This window comes from Flavobacterium sp. RSSB_23 (genome assembly GCF_051547145.1).
GTDB lineage: Bacteria > Bacteroidota > Bacteroidia > Flavobacteriales > Flavobacteriaceae > Flavobacterium.
Genome location: NZ_JBPTTO010000006.1, coordinates 98,968 through 119,023, shown reverse-complemented (window position 1 = coordinate 119,023; position 20,056 = coordinate 98,968). Strand labels below are relative to the sequence as shown.

General features: G+C 33.8%; 18 protein-coding genes and 1 tRNA gene. 13 read left to right on the top strand and 6 right to left on the bottom strand.

Annotated features, from left to right (window positions below; translation table 11 throughout):
- Position 1: 1 nt before the first annotated feature.
- The 3 genes from ACSVH9_RS11015 to ACSVH9_RS11005 all read right to left on the bottom strand — a co-directional run bounded on the left by ACSVH9_RS11015 (position 2) and on the right by ACSVH9_RS11005 (position 2,435).
- Positions 2–688, bottom strand: coding sequence for a DUF6089 family protein (locus ACSVH9_RS11015; RefSeq protein ID WP_438063756.1), 687 nt, complete (start codon positions 686–688; stop codon positions 2–4).
- A gap of 168 nt (positions 689–856) precedes the next feature.
- Positions 857–1,741 (bottom strand): NAD kinase, encoded by an 885-nt coding sequence (locus ACSVH9_RS11010; protein WP_315141499.1) that lies wholly within the window; start codon positions 1,739–1,741, stop codon positions 857–859.
- 34 nt (positions 1,742–1,775) lie between these two features.
- Positions 1,776–2,435, bottom strand: coding sequence for a CBS domain-containing protein (locus ACSVH9_RS11005; RefSeq protein ID WP_438063755.1), 660 nt, complete (start codon positions 2,433–2,435; stop codon positions 1,776–1,778).
- A gap of 114 nt (positions 2,436–2,549) precedes the next feature.
- Here ACSVH9_RS11005 and ACSVH9_RS11000 point away from each other — a divergent pair, with 114 nt between their 5' ends.
- From ACSVH9_RS11000 to ACSVH9_RS10990, 3 genes are all read left to right on the top strand, one after another.
- Entirely contained in the window at positions 2,550–3,263 is a 714-nt protein-coding gene (locus tag ACSVH9_RS11000) for a pyridoxine 5'-phosphate synthase (RefSeq protein WP_438063754.1), read from the top strand.
- Positions 3,264–3,343: 80 nt separating this feature from the next.
- On the top strand, positions 3,344–5,620 hold the full coding sequence (locus ACSVH9_RS10995; RefSeq protein WP_438063753.1) for a TonB-dependent receptor plug domain-containing protein: 2,277 nt from the start codon (positions 3,344–3,346) through the stop codon (positions 5,618–5,620).
- Between the two features lie 3 nt (positions 5,621–5,623).
- Entirely contained in the window at positions 5,624–6,478 is an 855-nt protein-coding gene (locus ACSVH9_RS10990) for a DUF4249 domain-containing protein (RefSeq protein WP_438063752.1), read from the top strand.
- Between the two features lie 48 nt (positions 6,479–6,526).
- Here ACSVH9_RS10990 and ACSVH9_RS10985 read toward each other — a convergent pair whose 3' ends face one another.
- The gene (locus ACSVH9_RS10985; RefSeq protein WP_438063751.1) at positions 6,527–7,852 is read right to left on the bottom strand and encodes a hypothetical protein; all 1,326 of its coding nucleotides are present in this window, start codon (positions 7,850–7,852) and stop codon (positions 6,527–6,529) included.
- Between the two features lie 181 nt (positions 7,853–8,033).
- Here ACSVH9_RS10985 and ACSVH9_RS10980 point away from each other — a divergent pair, with 181 nt between their 5' ends.
- From ACSVH9_RS10980 to serB, 8 genes are all read left to right on the top strand, one after another.
- Positions 8,034–8,798 carry an alpha/beta fold hydrolase gene (locus ACSVH9_RS10980; protein WP_438063750.1) on the top strand — a complete coding sequence of 255 codons (765 nt, stop codon included), beginning with the start codon at positions 8,034–8,036 and terminating at the stop codon, positions 8,796–8,798.
- Positions 8,799–8,966: 168 nt separating this feature from the next.
- A complete protein-coding gene (locus tag ACSVH9_RS10975; protein ID WP_438063749.1) occupies positions 8,967–9,308 on the top strand; it encodes a phage holin family protein in 342 nt (113 codons plus the stop codon).
- A gap of 243 nt (positions 9,309–9,551) precedes the next feature.
- On the top strand, positions 9,552–10,364 hold the full coding sequence (locus tag ACSVH9_RS10970) for an MOSC domain-containing protein (protein ID WP_438063748.1): 813 nt from the start codon (positions 9,552–9,554) through the stop codon (positions 10,362–10,364).
- A gap of 170 nt (positions 10,365–10,534) precedes the next feature.
- The gene (locus ACSVH9_RS10965) at positions 10,535–11,251 is read left to right on the top strand and encodes a hypothetical protein (protein ID WP_438063747.1); all 717 of its coding nucleotides are present in this window, start codon (positions 10,535–10,537) and stop codon (positions 11,249–11,251) included.
- Between the two features lie 217 nt (positions 11,252–11,468).
- Complete coding sequence (locus tag ACSVH9_RS10960; RefSeq protein ID WP_438063746.1) at positions 11,469–12,794, top strand: trigger factor; 1,326 nt, start codon at positions 11,469–11,471, stop codon at positions 12,792–12,794.
- Positions 12,795–13,004: 210 nt separating this feature from the next.
- Positions 13,005–13,676, top strand: coding sequence for an ATP-dependent Clp endopeptidase proteolytic subunit ClpP (gene clpP, locus ACSVH9_RS10955; RefSeq protein ID WP_438063745.1), 672 nt, complete (start codon positions 13,005–13,007; stop codon positions 13,674–13,676).
- An 87-nt stretch (positions 13,677–13,763) separates the two neighbouring features.
- Entirely contained in the window at positions 13,764–14,996 is a 1,233-nt protein-coding gene (clpX, locus tag ACSVH9_RS10950) for an ATP-dependent Clp protease ATP-binding subunit ClpX (protein WP_438063744.1), read from the top strand.
- A gap of 219 nt (positions 14,997–15,215) precedes the next feature.
- Positions 15,216–16,451: a phosphoserine phosphatase SerB gene (gene serB, locus ACSVH9_RS10945; protein ID WP_438063743.1), complete on the top strand. Its 1,236-nt coding sequence runs from the start codon at positions 15,216–15,218 to the stop codon at positions 16,449–16,451.
- A 63-nt stretch (positions 16,452–16,514) separates the two neighbouring features.
- Here serB and ACSVH9_RS10940 read toward each other — a convergent pair.
- A tRNA-Pro gene (locus tag ACSVH9_RS10940) sits at positions 16,515–16,588 on the bottom strand.
- 123 nt (positions 16,589–16,711) lie between these two features.
- On the opposite strand from ACSVH9_RS10940, the gene ACSVH9_RS10935 reads away from it, so the two are divergent.
- Both ACSVH9_RS10935 and ACSVH9_RS10930 read left to right on the top strand, forming a co-directional pair.
- Positions 16,712–17,152 (top strand): SRPBCC domain-containing protein, encoded by a 441-nt coding sequence (locus ACSVH9_RS10935; RefSeq protein WP_438063742.1) that lies wholly within the window; start codon positions 16,712–16,714, stop codon positions 17,150–17,152.
- Positions 17,153–17,160: 8 nt separating this feature from the next.
- On the top strand, positions 17,161–17,598 hold the full coding sequence (locus ACSVH9_RS10930) for a VOC family protein (protein WP_438063741.1): 438 nt from the start codon (positions 17,161–17,163) through the stop codon (positions 17,596–17,598).
- A gap of 84 nt (positions 17,599–17,682) precedes the next feature.
- On the opposite strand, the gene ACSVH9_RS10925 is transcribed toward ACSVH9_RS10930, so the two are convergent.
- A complete protein-coding gene (locus ACSVH9_RS10925) occupies positions 17,683–19,905 on the bottom strand; it encodes a TonB-dependent receptor domain-containing protein (RefSeq protein ID WP_438063740.1) in 2,223 nt (740 codons plus the stop codon).
- Between the last annotated feature and the right edge of the window lie 151 nt (positions 19,906–20,056).

Genomic DNA, 20,056 nt, shown 5'->3' with positions numbered 1-20,056 from the left:
ATTAGTATGCACAATAGCATGGTTTTTCTCCAAAGGTATATGTTAATGTAACCCCAGAAAAAACATACCAGTCGGTGTTGTTAATGTTTCCAAATCGAAATTGTTGCAGATTAGCACTTGATGGATTACTTCCGTCAAGGTTGTCTGTAAAAGTATAGCGGGCGCCTACTTCTAGTCCAATTACAAAACTTCTTGAAATATTTGATTTTATACCAACGGTCATTGGTATTGCCAATGAGTTACCATTTTTTTCTTTAAAAGTGTCTCCTGCGTTGTTTATGTATAATTCATCGTGGAAAAAATAATTAATTCCAGAAAACACGTATGGGGTAATTTTAAGTTTTGATTCATGCAAGTTGAAATCAAAAAAGTTAAATTCAAGTCCAGCAGAAAATTCTTTGATATTGTTTCTAAAGCGGAAACCTCTTTGTAATCTGCTAGGTTCTTTTGAGTTTATGTCGTTTGCACTTATTAGTGATTGGGTGTATGAAAAACGATAAGCATGACGTGGACTTTTGTTCCATTTATATAAAACTCCAAAGGCGAGTTTGTTTGGAGCAATGTAATTGGTTGCTCCAACATCACCTATAAAGTTACTTCCTCCAGTAAAAACACCTATCTCGTGAATTTGAGAATAAGAAAATCCGCTGGAAAATAGTACTAGAAGTAAATAAAAATATTTATTCATACTTATAAAATTGCGTGCAAATATAACAATATTCAATACTAATCAATGCTCAATACAATAAATGTCTACTTTTTTGGAGAATAAACATTATTTTATTCGCTGTCATTCTTGGATTATCAAAACGACAAATTCTATTGATATCGTATAGAGGTGTTTAAATAAAAAAAATTAGTTTCTCCTATCTTCTCCCCAAAGTAGTTTATTGCGTAATGTCTTTAAAAAAGTTTCATCCTGAATTTCAATCATATTAATTTGGAACGGTGTTTTTTTGATGGTCAAAACGGATTCATTTTGTATGGAAGTAATTCTCGAATCGAGTGAAACCAAATATTGATCCTCTCTACCTGTTACTCGAAGTACAATTTCGGTATCATCTGAGATCACAAGTGGTCTAGCATTAAGATTATGAGGAGCTATTGGGGTTATTACTAAGCTTTTTACATCAGGGGTTAAAATAGGTCCGCCACAGCTTAATGAGTATCCAGTTGTTCCAGTTGGTGTTGCGATAATCAATCCGTCAGCCCAATAGGAATTTAAAAACTCACCGTTCAAATAAGTTTCTATAGTAATCATTGAAGTTGAGTCTTTACGACTAACTGTAACTTCATTCAATGCAAAGTCTAATTCAAGAATAGACTCGTTTTCTGGCGAACAAGATAAGCTGAGTAATGTTCTTTTTGATAGAGTGTATTTTTTATCCAAAACTAATTGCATGAATGCAGCAATATTCTCTTTTTGTACATTGGCTAAAAATCCCAATCTTCCGGCGTTGATTCCAAGTAAAGGAACACCCGAATTGCGAACCAAGGTCACGGCTCTTAGCATCGTACCGTCACCACCTATACTTATAAGCATATCAAAACTACTGTCTAATTCCGCGTGGGAACTAAAGGTTTTGTATTCTTTGCGTACAATTTTCTTTTCGTATAACATTTCTAAGAAAGTAGCTTCAATGGCCATTTCGATGTTGTTTTCATTAAAAAAAACAAAAATATCTTTAATAATGGGCTCTGTACTAACTAAATAATATTGTCCGTATATGGCTACTTTCATAATTGTTTTTGGAGGATTATCGGTATTTGATTACCTATATATTAAGGTACTTGTCTAAATAGTCGGAACGTTCTTTTAAATTATTGATATAATTGTCTTCTTGATGTTCAGAAATGATTTCATAATTATAACGTCTAAATGTTTGTATGATATCATTCATTCCTCCTAAACTAATTTTTATAGTAATCTGGACGTTTTCTGTAGTTGCTTCAGAAACAAACAAACCTAAAAGTTTCCCATTATTGCTCTCTACGATTTGAGCTACTTGGCTCATCGAATAATCCAAAATACCTTTTTGAACGATAATGATTCCGCCTTGTTCTTTCAAAAATGGGGTTTCGTGAAAAAATTTGATGATGTCTTCTATTTCATAATAGCCTTTGTATTGGTTGTTTTCATCCAAAACAGGAACTAAATTGGTGTGATTTTTTGCAAAAACCTCCAAAACATCCAACCAAATCATCGTTGTTCTTGCATAAAAAGGTTCTAAAGTAAAACGATAATCAGCTACTTTTTTGTCTCCATCAAAGGTCTCAAGGTCATCCTTGATAATGCATCCAATATAAACGCCTTCCTCTACGACAGGGAAATGAGAAAAAGAAATTTCATCTAAGCGGTCTTGAGCATCAAAAATAGTTTCTAGGCTGTCAAGGGCTTTGTAGTCGTTGGTAATGTAGTTTAAAATTTCTGTCATCTTTCTATCCGAAATATTTTATGCAAAATAATCAAAAAAAGGCAAAAAGTCCTAGGTTTTACTTTGTATTTTTGTTCTCTCAACAAGATATTTGTATCAATTATTTTATTTAATATGACAAAGTTAAGTGTAAACATCAATAAAATAGCAACCTTGCGCAATGCCAGAGGTGGGAATGTCCCAAATTTACTGCAAGTAGCTACTGACATTCAGAAATTTGGAGCTCAAGGAATTACAATACATCCACGTCCTGATGAACGTCATATTCGCTATCAAGATGCTCGCGATTTAAAATCAATTGTGCATACAGAATACAACATAGAAGGCAATCCACAGCATAACTTTATCGATTTGGTATTAGAATGTAAGCCTACGCAAGTTACTTTGGTTCCAGATGCCATTGGAGCCATTACTTCTTCAGCTGGCTGGGATACTATTGCTAATCAATCGTATTTAACCGAAGTAATTCATGAATTTCAACGCAATGGTATTCGAACTTCAATTTTTGTTGACCCTTTGCTCGATATGATTGAAGGTGCAAAAAAAACAGGAACAGACAGAATTGAATTGTATACAGAAGCTTTTGCTCACGAGTATTCATTAGGAAATGTTAAAGGAATCGAATCTTATGTCGAAGCTGCGAAGTTGGCTAACGAGTTGGGACTAGGTATTAATGCTGGACACGATTTGAGTTTGGATAATATTCAGTTTTTCAAACAAAACATTCCTGGTTTGTTAGAGGTTTCTATCGGACACGCGCTAATTTCTGAGGCTATTTATCTAGGGTTGGATAATGTAGTTAATATGTATTTGCAAAAGTTGAAGTAATTAGAAAATTAAATAATTATGATTAGAGAGAATTGGGGTGTAATTGCTTAATTTCGCATTTTTCTTATTAAAATTAAGTATTGAAATCAATTCTTCTCTTTTTCTTGTTTTGTTTTTACGGAGTATTTGCTCAAACAAAAGCTGTGGTAGCAGGTACTATAAAGTCTTCTGAAAATGAAAATTTATTTGGTGCTGCAATTTCTTTTACGGTAAACAATATTGATTATTATGTACTAACTGATAGTATTGGTTTTTTTTCAAAGAAGATTCCTTTGGGAAAGATAAACGTTGCGGTAAAACATCAAGATTATGTAGAAAAGCATTTTTATTTTGATTTATCGAAGGATACATTGATTTCGATTAGTTTAGATAAAGAGCGTTCGGTTTTAAATGAAGTTATAATTACCAATACTAAAAAAGCAGGAATTACTAATTTGTCAGGAGGTAAGCTGTCTTTTAGTCTAAAGGAGTTAGTCAATGTGCCAACTGTTTTGGGTACTACAGATATAATTAAAATTTTACAACTTACTCCAGGGGTTCAAAATTCAGGTGATGCTAATGGGTATTTGTATGTGCGAGGCGGTGATCCTGGGCACAATGCAATTTTATACAGCGGAACTCCAGTATATGGAATGTCACATTTATTAGGCATTTTTCCTTTTTATAATACAGATCATATCAAAGAAGTTGAGTTTGACAAATCTAGTTCGAACTCAAAGTATGGCGGAAGATTAAGTTCAACAACCCAATTGTTGCCTAATAAAATCTTACCATCCTATTTTTCTATTCAAGGAAATATTGGTCTTTTAGCCTCTCAAGTAACGTTAGCCTCTCCGATAAACAGTAAAACCGGTTTTTATATTTCGGGAAGAAAAACATACATTGACGAAGTGGTGGGGCCTTTGCTAAAAAACGGTTCAGAGAGTAATGATGTAAATGGTATGAATTATGGGTTTTCGGACGGTAATTTTACTTTTTTATCTCAACTATCAAAGAAAAATCTGTTAACTATTGATGCTTTTGTAAGTGCTGATGCATTGCAAGTCAAAGATGGTAATTTAGCTTTGAAAACCAGTCTAAAATGGAGTAATTTTATTGTTTCTCCAACTTTGGGGACTACCTTTTCCTCAAAAGTATCCATGTCAAATGCTTTTTATTTTAGCCAATATTCTAATGATTTGCGTATGGATCAGGCTACAATTCAGTTTGGAGTTTCTTCTTATGTCAAAGATTTTGGATTTAATAACTCCTTAAAATATTTAATCAAAAACATTCCTATTGAATCGGGGTTTCAGTACGTTCTACATAATTTGCAACCGCAAAAAATTAGCATTAAAAATTTAAATGATTCCAGTAATGCTTTTCAAGACAGTAAAATCAATTCAAGTGAGGCTGCGGTTTTCACAACAATTAAACCAAAGATTACAGATCATTTCAATGCAGAACTAGGTGTTCGCATTAATTATTATTTTTCTGGAGCAAAAACTGATTCCTACCTTCATTTTCAGCCGCGTATTTTGTTGAATTACGCTACTGACCACGTATCTTTTTATGCTTCTTATAACAAACAATATCAGTATTTGAGTATGATAACAACCTCAAGTGTTGGTATTCCTACTGATTTTTGGATAGCAAGTTCTGATGGAATTAAGCCACAGGCATCAGATGAATTTTCTGTTGGCTCTAGTTTGAATGTTGCAAAAAACCTAGTTTCAACGGTTGGAGGTTTTTACCGTTCGATGAAAGATTTATTAGAATATCCCTATGGTGTCACTCAGTTTAATGAAACGACAACACTCAAAAACGACTTACTTGTTGGAAAAGGAAAAGCCTACGGTTTTGAATTGATGCTTCGGAAAAATAACGGCAAGTTCAATGGTTGGTTTAGTTATACACTGAGTTGGTCAGATCGGAATTTTGATGAATTGAATAACGGCAATACTTATTTCGCAAAATATGATAGGCGACATAATCTTTCATTGGTTGGAATGTATGATTTAAATCCAAAGTGGAATTTTGGATTGACGCAAGTCTTTAGTTCTGGAAACCGTTTTACAATGCCAACGTCGTGGTATTTTATCAATAATAACCCAGTCAAAGAATATTCAGCATATAATAATGCACAGATGCCGAATTATATCAGAACAGATCTTTCTGTGAATTACTTTTTTATGAAAACTAATACAAAAGAGAGTGCATTGAATTTTTCAATTTATAATACTTTTAATATTGATAATCCCATTTATGTGGTTTTGAATATTCAGGTGAATGATGATAGAAAAAGTGTAATTGTAAAACAAGAGAAAAAGGTGTTGTACCGAATCCTGCCCTCAATTAGTTGGAGATTTAAATTTTAATCAATGAAAAAATGTTTGTTATTTCTTTTGGCTCTACTGTTAGTTCATTGTTCTAAAGATGATTTTAGTGCGACAGTTAAAGCTGAATCAAAAATTGTAGTAGAAGGATGGATTGAGGAAGGAGATTTTGCTCAGGTATTGTTATCTAGTAGCATTCCTGTTTCTGAAGTTATTGATTCTACAAATGTTTTGAATCATGTTATAAGGTCGGCTAAAATTACGGTTTCAGACGGGGTTAATTCAGAAGTTTTGAGGGTGAAGAATGATAAGTATAGAGTGCCTCCATTTGTGTATTATGGTACAACTTTAAAAGGAGAAGCTGGTAAAGAATACTCATTAAAAATTGAATATTTAAACCGGATTGTTGAGGCGGTTACAACGATACCCAAAAGTGTTAAGCTCAATTCTGCTGAGTATATTAAGAATAAAATTACTGATACTACAGGCTATGTTTTTGTGAAATTTGAAGATCCTTTAAATGAAAAAAACTATTATCAAATTGCCACAAGGATTGATATGGAAGAACCCATTTTTGTACCTTCATTTTATGGTAATTTAGATGATAAAAATTTTCAAACTTCAGCTATCGCTCTACAAATTAATAGAGGTGTTTTGCTTTTTCCTAAAACTAAATTCACTCCTTATTTTGCAGACGGAGATCTTATTTTTGTGAAGTTAAGAACTCAAAACAAAGAAGCGCTTGATTTTTGGAACAGTTGGCAAAATGAAATTGTAAACAGTAGAAACCCAATTTATCCTTCTAATACGAGTTTAAAATCAAATATTAAAGGAGGTATTGGAATTTGGGCAGGTTATGGTCAAAGCACTTTGGAAGTGAAAACGCCACCAAAAAAATAAAGCCGATTTGAGTAATTCAAATCGGCTTTACAGTTTTAATACTTCTTTTTATTTGTCAAAAGCTTTGATGAAATCTTCAAATTTCGTCTCTAATTTTTCAAATCCTTCTGAGAAATAAGTGCTCATGGCTACTTCGGTATTGTCATTAAATTTCAAGTATAATTCTTCATCATAATATTGAATGATAGTACCACCGTTTGGATTGTAGTCCCAATATCCGCCGTATGTATTTGAATTGTCAACGATCCAAAGGTCATACGTGTATTTGTAAGAATATCCTTTTTCTGAACGTTTCACAACTTCTGCTATTTTTGTACCATCCTTTTTAGATACTAAAGTAAGTTTGAAGTTTTTATTGAAGATTGCTGCATTACCTTCAGAAAATTTTAGTTGATAAGCGTTAAGGTCGGTTAAATATGTCTTTTTTTGATAGTCAACAATTGGTAAACTTTTTTCTAAAGCAATTTGATCTGCAGCTTCAGTGACTAAATCCATGTCTGCAATAATGATAAAATTATCCATAATTTTTACCAATCCATTGGCTTTACCTCTGTATTGAGTTAAATTGTCATCCTCAATCAATTTGTCAATACTTGCAGTACTTCCAGCATTAAAAGAAACTAAATTTTTCCCGTTAAAAGTAAAGGCAGCTTTTGAAGTGTTTTCTGTTGCTTTTGTTCCACTCATTTCCCAAGCGTAACCATCGTTAAGGGTCATTTTGTATGCAAATTCATTCGGAACTTCTTTTCCGTTAGCATATTTGGCGGTTTGTGTAAATGTAGCTGCTGATACATTGTCAATGGTTAAAACAGCATCTGCGGCTGTAGGTAAAAAGATGTAATCGTTTACCTCTACACCAGTCTGCCAATTGTAGCTGTCCTGAATTTTTACTTTTACATCAGAAGCTGTTCCTTTAGTAGAAAAAGTTGCATTGTTGGTAGTTAAAGATTCTTTAGCAGGAAAAATAAATTTCAATTCTGTCGAAGAAGCAATTTTTGTCCAAGTGTTTTTTGAAGCATTCCAAGTATAAATTCCGTAAACTCCTGCAGTATTGATGATGTCTTCTACTGAATTGTCATTTTTTCCGCTAAAAACATCAACCGAACTAACATCTAGTAATCTAGCTAAGTTTTGTAAAGCTTCAATTGCACCCGAGCTTTTTGATTTGTCCATTTGTACCAACATTTCATTGGCTTCAGCTTCTAATTTTACTTTTTGTTCAGACGGAGTTAATTTTGAATAAGGCTGTTTAACGATTTCTGCTATTTGTTCGTCCAAGCTTTTTTCAGACTCTGGAGTTTTTGGTTCGTCGTTAGTACAAGAAATAGTAAGTTGTGAGATAACAACAGATAGTAATAAAATTTTTTTGATCATTGATAATGATTTGCAATGGTTAATAAATGATTTAAGTATTTTTTTGTTAAAAAATATTTACACAAAATTAGTTTTAATTAAATTTCTCACAATACCTACTTTTAGTGATATTCACCAAAAGATTACAAATAATTTTAATTGATTAGATTGTTTATCTTTGTTGTCATTTTAAATCTATACAATGCTATACTCAAAAATAGAAGGTTCAGGACAGCCTTTAGTTATAATGCATGGCTTTCTTGGAATGTCAGATAATTGGAAAACGCTAGGGGTGCAATTCGCTTCAGAAGGATTTGAAGTGCATCTTTTGGATTTGCGAAATCACGGACGCAGTTTTCACTCTGATGATTTTAGCTATGAGTTGATGGCGCAAGATGTGTATGACTATTGTTCAGCCAATAATTTAGCAAACATCGATATCATTGGTCATTCTATGGGTGGCAAAGTGGCAATGCTTTTGGCGGCTACTTATCCAGAATTAATCCGTAGGCTAATCGTTGCTGATATTGGTCCTAAGTATTATGCACCGCATCATCAAGATATTCTTAGTGGTTTGAATTCAGTTGATTTTTCAACAAAGCCAAGTCGAAATGAAGTAGATGCCTTGCTCGCAATTGCTATTCCCGACTTTGGTACTCGTCAGTTTTTATTGAAAAGTTTATATTGGAAAGAACCTGGTCAATTGGCTTTTCGATTTAATTTAAATGTCTTTAATCAAAAAATTGAGCAAATTGGTAAGCCGCTCCCAGAAGAAAGTCATATTGATTTGCCAACACTTTTTATTCGAGGAGGCAATTCAAAGTATATTGTAGATAATGATATTCCTGGAATAAAACGTCAATTTCCTAATTCAGAGATAAAAACCATTACTGGGGCAGGACATTGGTTGCATGCAGAGAATCCAGCTTTGTTTTTTGAGTACTGTATGGATTTTTTCAAAAAGTAAGCACGACATCATTTCTTTTTAATATTTTTATTCAAAATCAAATAATTATAAAATCGCCATTAACATCAGTTTAGTCGCAAACAAACATCTATAAAGAAAAGGTGGTCCGAGCGAAGCGAATTGGCGAAGCATACCATATATAACCACTAACAAATAACTATTACATATATGAAAATAATACTCCGTCTTCTTATCACTGCGATATTGGTTTTACTCATCGCCAACTTTATGTCTGGAGTTCATGTGGCTAGTTTTGTCACCTCTCTTATTGTCGCTTTCGTTTTGGGAATCATTAATATTTTTATCAAACCCATAATGATTTTATTCACTTTGCCATTTACCATTTTTACTTTAGGATTGTTTCTACTCGTAATCAATGCAATCGTAATTATTATGTGTACCAAAATTGTGGGTGGATTTACAGTAGATTCTTTTTGGACAGCTTTAGTTTTTAGTGTTGTACTTTCAATACTACAATCGATATCTTATAAGATTTTTATAAAAGAGTAAGTAGTTTTTTTTGGAGCACCACGACTGTTTTTCATAAGAACGATTGGTCCCGTTATCCGCTGTATCTTTGTCTTTTTGAAAAAAAAAGACAAAGGATGCCGCTCCTACCGGGGCTAGTCAACAAAATTCTTTTTTAACAACAAAAAGATTTGAATTCTTAAAAGGCTAATTGGTAGCGATTCCTAATCCAAAGAAAAAGTACAAAAAAGGAGAGCGTATAAATTGTACACAATAAATAGAAGCATGTTGCAATTATCAGAAATTTGGATTTATCCAGTGAAATCGCTTGCTGGGATTTCTTTATCTCAATCAACGGTTACAGATCGTGGTTTGGAGCACGACCGTCGTTGGTTATTAGTAGACGAAAACGGAACGTTTTTATCCCAGCGTGAACACGCGATTTTGGCACTTTTTCAGCCCGAAATGCGTGCCAGTGGTATGGTCATAACTTATCGAAAAACGGGATCTTTTATTGAAGTACCTCTCCATTATAACAAAGAACAATCTTTGTTTACAGTAACTGTTTGGGAGGATTCCATACAAGCTTTCGAAGTTGATGAAGCAATTTCTGCATGGTTTTCTGCAATTTTGGGATTTTCTGCTCGATTGGTGTACATGCCAGATGAAAGTCATAGAAAAGTAGATTCGGACTATGCAATTTCGTCCTCGGATGTTACCTCTTTTTCCGATGCTTATCCTTTTTTAATAATCGGTCAGTCCTCATTAGACGATTTGAATAATCGATTAAAAAGTCCAATCAATATGAGTCGTTTTCGACCCAATTTTGTGTTTATAGGAGGGGAGCCCTACGAAGAAGACACTTGGAGAGAATTCAACATTGGCACCTTGCTTTTTTATGGAGTCAAGCCTTGTGGGCGTTGCGTAATGACGACAATCGACCAAGAAAGAGGCGTTATTTCTGGCAACGAACCACTTAAAACTTTGGCGAATTATCGCATGAAAGGGAATAATGTGCTCTTTGGTCAAAATTTGATTGGGCCCGCTACAGGTCTGGTAACTGTGGGTGATATTTTGACTTTGAAAAAACGGATTTAAAACTGTTGCTGAAATTTTTAACATTCCAAAATCAAAACTGTTTTTGTTTTCAATTTTAACTTTCGTTTAACTGGCTTAAAGTCAGCTTGGTAGTTGTTTGTTTTTGGCGAATGCTTTATCTTCAATTAGAATAGAAATGAAGAGAGTATAAATACCAAAAACAAAACAAGATGTTACTAGATAAGACAAACGTGCAGGAGAAGTTGCTACAAGACCGTCAAAAAGTTATCGATGTCGACACTTTATTACATCAAGTGGAGCAAATTTTATCTCAGAATACACACGAAAGAAATAAGATAGCGTCCGCTATTCGAGAGAAAAGTTCAACAAACCAAAATGAATTTGTAATCGATTTACTCGAAACGGATAAGATTTTTCATATTGACCAAATCAAAGCAATTTGCATAGCGTATCGTTTACGTTTTTTAGACAGTCATTATTTTAAGGATAATCTTCCTGCCGAAGCTATTTCTGAGATTCGAAGACTCGAAAATTTGCATCAAACCACATTACAAGGATTTAAAATTATGGCTACTTCCAAAACCTTTCAATTGCTTAGCTATGATGATCCACTTTTGTTTGCTCCTTTGGGAAATGGGTATTACTATTTAATTCATAAATGGGGCGAGGATTTGCATCCTGCCCGAAAGTTGTTGGTGACCCCTTTTAAAAACATCCTAAATTTTGTGATTTTCACAGCCTTACTTAGTTTGCTTTTTAGCGCTTTTGTCCCTGAAAGCAATTTGAGTAAAACAGTTGCAATGGCGCCAATCATTATCTATTTATTCATGTTTAAATCTGTTTTTGCGGTTGGTATGTATGCGTTTTTTATGAAAGGGAAAAATTTTAATGAAGCCATTTGGAATCGAGTATACTTCAATAATTAAACTGGCAGAATTTTTAGTATTGATTTGATATTCTTTTTGAAAAGCCAACTTTAATGGAGGTTAGTTAAGCTTTATAATTGCATCTCAAAATGGGTCAATTATCAATTAAATAATTACTTGTTTTTCAATTCAAAAGGTTGGAAATAAAAAGCTTGTTTGCCAGTTGAAAATTTTATAATTTTGCCACCCAATTTTATAATGTAAATAAAAGAAGAAGATGGATATTAAAAGAGTAGCTATAGATGCTGTGACTGAAACGATTGTGATGACTGTGGTACACATGGATTACAAAGGTCAAGTAGCCAAAAGAATCAATGAAAAAATGCCATTGGCGCAAGTTAAAGGTTTTAGAAAAGGTGCTGTGCCAAAAGATTTGGTTGAAAAACAATACGGAAAAGCAATCAAAATAGAAGAAGTTAAAAAAGTAATTGATTTAGCTTTGGAGCGTTACATTCAGTCTGAAAGATTGAATCTTTTAGGTACTCCTCTTGCAAAAGAAGATGAAAATAGAGATTGGTCAGCAGAAGAATTGACTTTTGAGTTCGAAATTGGTTTAGTACCTAATTTCGAATTGGATTTGGAAGCTAAAAACGACATCGTAAAATACATCGTTACTGCTGATGATAAATTAATTGACGGGCAAGTAGCACGTATTCAAAAACAATTCGGAAAAGCAATTCCTCAAGAAGTGGTTGCTGAAGGATGTGATTTAACTGGAATTTTCTCTAGCGAAGCAAATGGAATCAACAATCCAACAACAATTGCATTAGATACTTTCAAAGACAAAGCGACTCAAGATTTATTTATTGGTAAAAAAGTAGGTGATGTTGTAACCGTAAACACTAAAGGTTTATTTGAAGACGATCACCAATTGATGGACTACTTAAAAGTAGGACACGATAATGTACATGACTTAGCAGTTGATGTTGATTTTACTATCGAAGCAATCAATGCTTCTGAGCCAGCAGAATTGAACCAAGAATTGTTCGATAAATTGTTTGGTGAAGGAAATGTTGCTACATTAGAAGAATTGAAAGCAAAAATCAAAGAAGATGCTGAGGCGCAATTCGCTCAACAAGCAGATCAAAAATTATTGGCTGATGTTCAAAACTTTTTGATTGACAACACTAAATTTGATTTGCCAGCTGAATTCTTGAAAAAATGGTTACAAACTGTTGGTGAGAAAAAATTATCTCCTGCTGAAGCAGAAGTTGAATATGCACGTTCAGAAAAAGGTTTGCGTTTTCAATTGATTGAAGGAAAAGCGATGGCACAAAGTAACATTCAAATTACTTTTGAGGATTTGAAAACCTTTACTACCAATGCAATTAAACAACAAATGGCACAATTCGGACAAACGAATCCATCGGATGAGGAAGTACAAGGAATTGTAGCTAGAGTATTGTCTAATCAAGAAGAAGTAAGAAGACTTTCTGATCAAGTTGTAGCGGCTAAATTATTGGAATTATTCAAAGAAAAAGCGAATCCAACAACTAAAGAAGTTACTTACGAAGAATTTATTGCCGCTTCTTACGGAGAATAAATTATAGTAGAGGTTAGAAGATTGAAGTTCAAAGTTTGATTTCAGAAAATGAGAGCTAAACTTTATGATTTCATTAGAAAACTGAAACCGTAAAAAATAGTTATATTTGAGCGTCAAAAGATTTTTTTTGACGCTCTTTTGTTTAAATAGTAAGGATTTATAGATTACACCTTAAACTTTTAAACTTTAAACTTTTAAACTTTAAAAAAAATGAACTACGGTAAAGAATTTAAAAAATTTGCTACAAAGCACCAAGGAGTAAATGCCATGTATTACGATAAAATCGTAGCGGCAATGAATCCAACGAATATGACTCCATACATTATTGAAGAACGTCAATTGAATGTATCTCAATTGGATGTTTTTTCGAGATTAATGATGGATAGAATCATTTTTTTAGGCACAGGTATCGATGACCAAATTGCCAATATTGTTCAAGCACAGTTGCTGTTCTTAGAAAGTGCCGATGCATCAAAAGATATTCAAATTTACTTGAATTCACCAGGCGGAAGCGTATATGCAGGTTTAGGAATTTATGACACGATGCAATACATCAAACCAGATGTAGCTACTATTTGTACAGGTATGGCCGCTTCTATGGGAGCTGTTTTATTATGCGCTGGTGCTGCCGGAAAACGTTCGGCTTTGCCGCATTCACGTGTAATGATTCACCAGCCATCAGGGGGAGCACAAGGTGTAGCTTCAGATATGGAAATCAACTTACGCGAGATGTTGAAATTGAAAGATGAATTGTATAAAATCATTTCTCATCATTCTGGTCAACCTTTTGACAAAGTATATGCAGATAGCGAACGCGATTATTGGATGATTTCTGATGAAGCCAAAGAATACGGAATGATAGATGAAGTTTTAAGAAGATAAAATAAAGTTAGAAATTAGAAATTAGAAGTTAGAGGTGGAATACCCAACAACTTCTAATTTCTAACCTCTGACTTCTAAGCTCAAAAGATGGCAAAACAACAGTTACAATGTTCTTTCTGTGGAAGGAAAAAAACAGAGACCAATTTATTGATTGCAGGTATTGATGCACATATTTGTGACAAATGTATCGAGCAAGCGCACGGAATTGTTCTTGAAGAATTAAAATCAAACGGTAACTCTAAGTTAGTGGGTGATTTGATTTTGAAAAAACCAAAAGAAATTAGAGCATTTTTGGACCAATACGTTATTGGTCAAGAGCAAACCAAAAAAGTGATGTCTGTAGCGGTGTACAACCACTATAAGCGTTTGATGCAACAGCAATTAGACGACGAAGTAGAAATCGAAAAGAGTAACATCATTATGGTGGGGCAAACAGGTACCGGAAAAACATTGGTTGCCAAAAGTATTGCCAAAATGCTAGATGTTCCCTTGGCGATTGTTGATGCTACGGTTTTGACAGAAGCTGGTTATGTTGGAGAAGATGTGGAGAGTATCTTGACTCGTTTGTTGCAAGCGGCAGATTATGATGTAGCCAAAGCAGAGCGGGGAATTGTATTTATAGATGAGATTGATAAAATTGCTCGTAAAAGCGATAATCCTTCTATCACTCGTGACGTTTCTGGAGAAGGAGTGCAACAAGCGTTATTGAAATTGTTAGAAGGAACCGTGGTAAATGTTCCGCCAAAAGGTGGACGTAAGCACCCTGACCAAAAGTTTGTTGAAGTGAACACTCAAAATATTTTGTTTATTGCTGGTGGTGCCTTTGACGGTGTTGAACGTATTATTTCAAAACGTTTGAATCGCCAAGCGGTTGGTTATTCAACTTCTAAAAATGAGGATAATATCGACAAAGACAATTTATTGCAGTACATTATTCCAAAAGACATTAAGGATTTTGGTTTGATTCCTGAAATCATCGGTCGTTTGCCAGTTTTAACGCATATGGACCCTCTGGATAGAGCTACTTTGAGAGCGATTTTGACACAGCCTAAGAATGCTTTAATCAAACAATATGAAAAGTTATTCTTGATGGACGACGTGGTGTTTAGTATTACGGATGAAGCATTAGATTTTATTGTGGATAAAGCTTTAGAATATAAATTAGGAGCTCGTGGCTTACGTTCTTTATGCGAAGCTGTTTTGACAGATGCGATGTATGAATTACCAAGTTCAGACGATAAAGTATTAGCAATTGATAAAGACTACGCTCAAGAAACTTTGAATAAAAACTTATTGAAACGTTTGGAGATTGCTTCTTAAGTAATTTCAAGCGCAACAAAAAGCAACATAAAGCTCAAAAACATTCGTTTTTGAGCTTTATTCGTTAAAGATTATAGCTAAAACTGTATTTATTATTTCGAAATTGATGATTAAAAGACGTGGTTTAAAACATTATTTTCACTTTCGATAAAAACAACAAAGTGTTTTTTTTTAACCAATAGAATACCGATTTTTGGCACTCATTAAACCTTGCAAAAAATGACAACAGAAGATAAAGAAATCATTTTATTAAAAGTTTCAGGTCAGGATAAATTAGGAGTTACTGCAGGCTTGACCTCTATTTTGGCAAACTATGGTGCCACTATTTTAGATATTGGTCAAGCTGATATACATGATACTTTGTCATTAGGAATATTATTCGAAATTGAAAAGGGGTCAAATTCAGGCCCAGTTTTGAAAGATTTATTGTTTAAAGCCTATGAATTGGGGATTAAAGTAAAGTTTACTCCTGTTACTATTGAAGATTATGAAAATTGGGTGAAAGCGCAACGCAAACAACGCTATATCATCAATGTTTTAGGAGAACAATTAACTGCGGTTCAATTATCTGCAGTGACACAAGTTTTATCCAACAATAAATTAAATATTGATTCTATAATCCGATTAACAGGAAGAGCATCGGTGGTTGAAAAAGAAGAATATCCTCGTTCTTGTATCCAATTATCGGTTACGGGGAATTTATTAGATAAAACTACAATGACTTCAAGTTTTATGGATATTTCACGCGATTTGAATGTAGATATTTCTTTTCAAGAAGATAATATGTACCGTCGTAACCGTCGTTTGGTTTGTTTTGATATGGATTCGACACTAATCCAAACCGAAGTAATCGATGAATTGGCTGAGTTGGCTGGAGTAGGGGAAGAGGTTAGAGCCATTACTGAATCGGCTATGAATGGAGAAATTGATTTTAGTGAAAGCTTCAAAAAACGTATGGCGCTTTTAGAAGGCTTGAGCGAAGAAGTTTTGCAAAATGTAGCCATCAATCTTCCAATTACTAAAGGAGCACACCGATTGATGAAGGCCTTGAAGTATTATGGATATAAAACAGCTATTCTATCAGGAGGGTTTACTTATTTTGGAGAATATTTGCAAAAAGAATTGGGTATCGATTATGTGTATGCCAATCAATTAGAGATAAAAGACGGAAAGTTAACAGGCAATTATTTAGGAGAAATCGTAGATGGTCAAAAGAAAGCCGAATACCTAAAATCAATTGCCGAAAAAGAAGGTATTCATATAAACCAAACCATTGCCGTAGGAGACGGTGCTAATGATTTGCCTATGTTGAATTTAGCTGGACTGGGTATTGCTTTTCATGCTAAACCAAAAGTAAAAGAAAGTGCTTCAACTTCAATTTCTAGTTTAGGATTGGATGGCGTTTTATATTTATTAGGTTATCATGACCGACACATCGATATGATGCAAGAGTAGTCGTTTTATAAAAAAAACAAATCCCATTTACCAAGTGTAAATGGGATTTTTGATTTAAAGAAGTCGGGATGACTGGATTCGAACCAGCGACCCCTAGCACCCCATGCTAGTACGCTACCAGGCTGCGCTACATCCCGAGAGGAGCCGAAATTACTATCTATTGTAAAAAAAACAAAGGAAAAGTTATGTTTTTTTAAAAGAGAGTCAATTAAAAAAGGTAACTTTAATTCTACCAATCGATTAAGGTAAAGGATACTACAATGGAAACATTACATTTTTCAATTTTGATACAAGCTCCAAAAGAAAAAATTTGGGCTGTTTTATGGGATGATGCTACTTACAGACAATGGACGTCAGCTTTTTGTGAAGGCACTTATGCTGTTAGTGATTGGGAAGAAGGAAGTAAAATTCATTTTTTATCTCCAACTGGCGAGGGAATGAATAGCCTTATCCAAACAAAACAAGAATATGAGTATATGGCTTTTAAGCATTTGGGAGAATTGAAAAACTTTCAGGAAATGCCTATAGATGAAGCGACTCAAGTATGGACCGGAGCCATGGAAACCTACAGATTAACAACAACAACTGATGGGGTTTTACTTGAAACAACAATGGATTGTTTAGCACAATATCAGCAGTATTTCGAAGATACTTTTCCTAAAGGTTTAACCATTGTAAAACAACTTTCAGAAACTAAATAACATATTATATGACAGCAATCAATCCTTATTTAATTTTTAATGGCAATTGTGAAGAAGCCTTTTTGTTGTACCAATCTCTATTTGGTGGTGAGTTTCCTTATGTAGGAAGATTTAGTGATATGCCTTCGGGTGATGGAAACCCTTCTTTGTCTGAGGAAGATAGTAACAAAATTATGCACATTTCTTTGCCTATAGGTGCTCATTCGGTTTTAATGGGTAGTGATAGTAATAGTGCTTCGGGTGCAGTTACTTTTGGGCAAAATATGTCGGTCTCTATCAATACGGTGAGCCGTGAAGAAGCCGATAGGTTTTTCAATGGTTTATCCGCAAACGGTAGTATAACCATGCCTATGACCGATACTTTTTGGGGCGCGTATTTCGGAATGTGTACTGATAAATTTGGCGTGAATTGGATGGTGAATTATGATGAAGTTAAAGAAGAATAGATAAAAACTTGCACTAAGCTAAAATAGTAAAGCCCTGAGATTAGGAGGTAGTCTCAGGGCTTTGTTACTAAATCAAAACAAAAATTATTTTATAATTCCTCCTCCTTGTTTTACTTTCTCCGTATCGATATTGGTATTTTCTTGTTCTAGTTTTAGGTTTCCAAAATTATAGGTCAACGATACACGGAAAGTTCTTGAATCTTGTTTTTGATAAAAACGAGTGTCCAAATTTTCTCCTACAATCAAAGCGTTAACTTCATTTTTGTTGAAAACATCAAAGCAATGCAATCCTACTTTTAATTTTTTATTCATAAAATCTTTGTTGAAAGAAATATCAAATTGCTGAATAGGCTTTTCGATTTGGTAAATCTCCCAGGTTCCTTTTGGTAAAATAAAATAAGAAAGTGTATTGGTGATTTGCCAAGGCAATATAATTTGTGCTTGTGCGCCATAGTTTACAATTGCTTTGTTATCAAACGGGAAACTATAGCCATCAATAGTAGATTTTACATAATTGATGTTGAGGTAGATGTAATTCATCTTGTCAATAGTATTCATGCGTTTTTGAAACTCTGCTTTGCCTTTGAAGAAGTAATCTAAAGGAATGGGAAAGGAAGCAAAAGCACTAAATGTTTTGATTTTATCAAATTGTTGAAAGGTTTGATTGCTTACTAATTCTCCAGGTTTTGCACTAAAGATAAATCGGTTGTCGTCTTTTGCAATGGTGTAGTTTGCTCCTAATTGAACAAATTGTAAAGCGGTTAACTTCACTTCAAAATTATCATAAAACACAGGTTGTAAACCTAGATTTCCTGTTGAGGTATTGTACTGATTAAAGTTGGAACTATTGTTAGGGTCAATAGTATTGTAATTAGGTTGCGCAATTTTTCTTGAGTATGAGCTGCTGAAATTCACTTGAGGGCTTATTTCGTAAAGCGCGCTTATGTTTGGAAAAAGGTTAGTATTTCTGTACTCAATTTTGTCTGCAATGGTACTAGCTTCTCTTTTTACATCAAAATCTTCCAAACGAAGACCAACGGTAAAGTTGAATTTTTTTATCTTTTTTCTGGCTTCAACATAGAAGGCTAAGTTGGATTCGTTGTAATTAAAGTCGATACTTTCTGCATAATTATTGGAATCAAAAATAGTATTCGTGTTACTGTTGATATTGTATTGTCCAAAGTTATTTACTTTAATGGAATTGTATTTTCCACCAGTATTGATTGTAAAGTCAAGTTTATTGAAAGGAATGGCAAAATCGTATTTCAAATAGTAATTGGTCAAATTAAAATCGATGATTCCGTTATTGTAGGAAGGAATGTTGCCCGAATTCAATCCGCTTGATTGATTGATAGGTGTTTTGTCAAAAGTGTTCAAAAAAGCAGTTACATCAAGGGTTCTTCCAAGAGTATCAAGCTTGGTTTTGTATTGAAGACTCAATTCATTGTTATAGTTTTTGTTTTTAGAAAAGCCTTCGTCATTATAATCGATATTTTCACCAAAAACACTAGAGTTGAAAACAGAACGGTCATTGGCAAAGTTTCCATTGTAATTGAAAAGTAAATTAGATTTTGAACTCAATTTGTAGTTTGTTCCCAGTCTGAAGTACAGGTTTCTATTGGTGTTTACCGTAAAATTCTCTTGAAATAAGTTTTTATCAGGAGTAAAAGAGGTAAATGTTTGACTGTTTTTAGAACGGTTTTCGCTATCAATATAGTTGTAGCCTAACATAGTTTGCCAACTGAAATTTTTCTCTTTTCCGTTCAATAAAATTTGAGGACTTGGTTTTTGATATTTATTAAAATTGTAATTGATGTTAAAGTTTGCATTAACACCTTTAAGTCTTTTAGAACTTGTGATGATGTTTATGATAGAACCACTAGCGTTGGCATCATATGCAGCTCCGGGATTGTAGATAAGTTCTACCTTTTCGATGGCACTTGCCGGAAGGCTTGAAAGGTAATTTTGTAAATCGGTTCCATTCAATGTGCTGGGGGCGCCATCAATGTAAATGGTAACTCCTTTGCCATTCAGCGTTAATCCGCCAGTTGGTGAAGTTATTACACCAGGTAGTCTTTTGATGGCTTCAAGGCTGTTACCGCTATTTAGCATTCCGTTTTCTTTTACGCTAACAATCGTCTTGTCAGATTCCACTTTTAGAAATTGCTTTTTGTTACCAAAAACAGTTACTTCTTTTAATTCTTCTGCTTTTTTTGCGCTAGCGATAGAGTCTTGTTGGGTTTTGACGTCCTGAGCAAAGGCAACTGAGGCAACATATAGACTCAGAAAAGATAAAATTATTTTCATAATAATTGGTTTTGATGAAAAAATACAGTCACAAGTATCCCATTCAAATGGAAACTTTGAATTACTAAAATGAATAGTAGGAAATAGAAAAAGCTTAGAAGGCAGCTTTGATTTTGTGGTGACTTGTAGTGATTTTCATGTTGATTAGTGA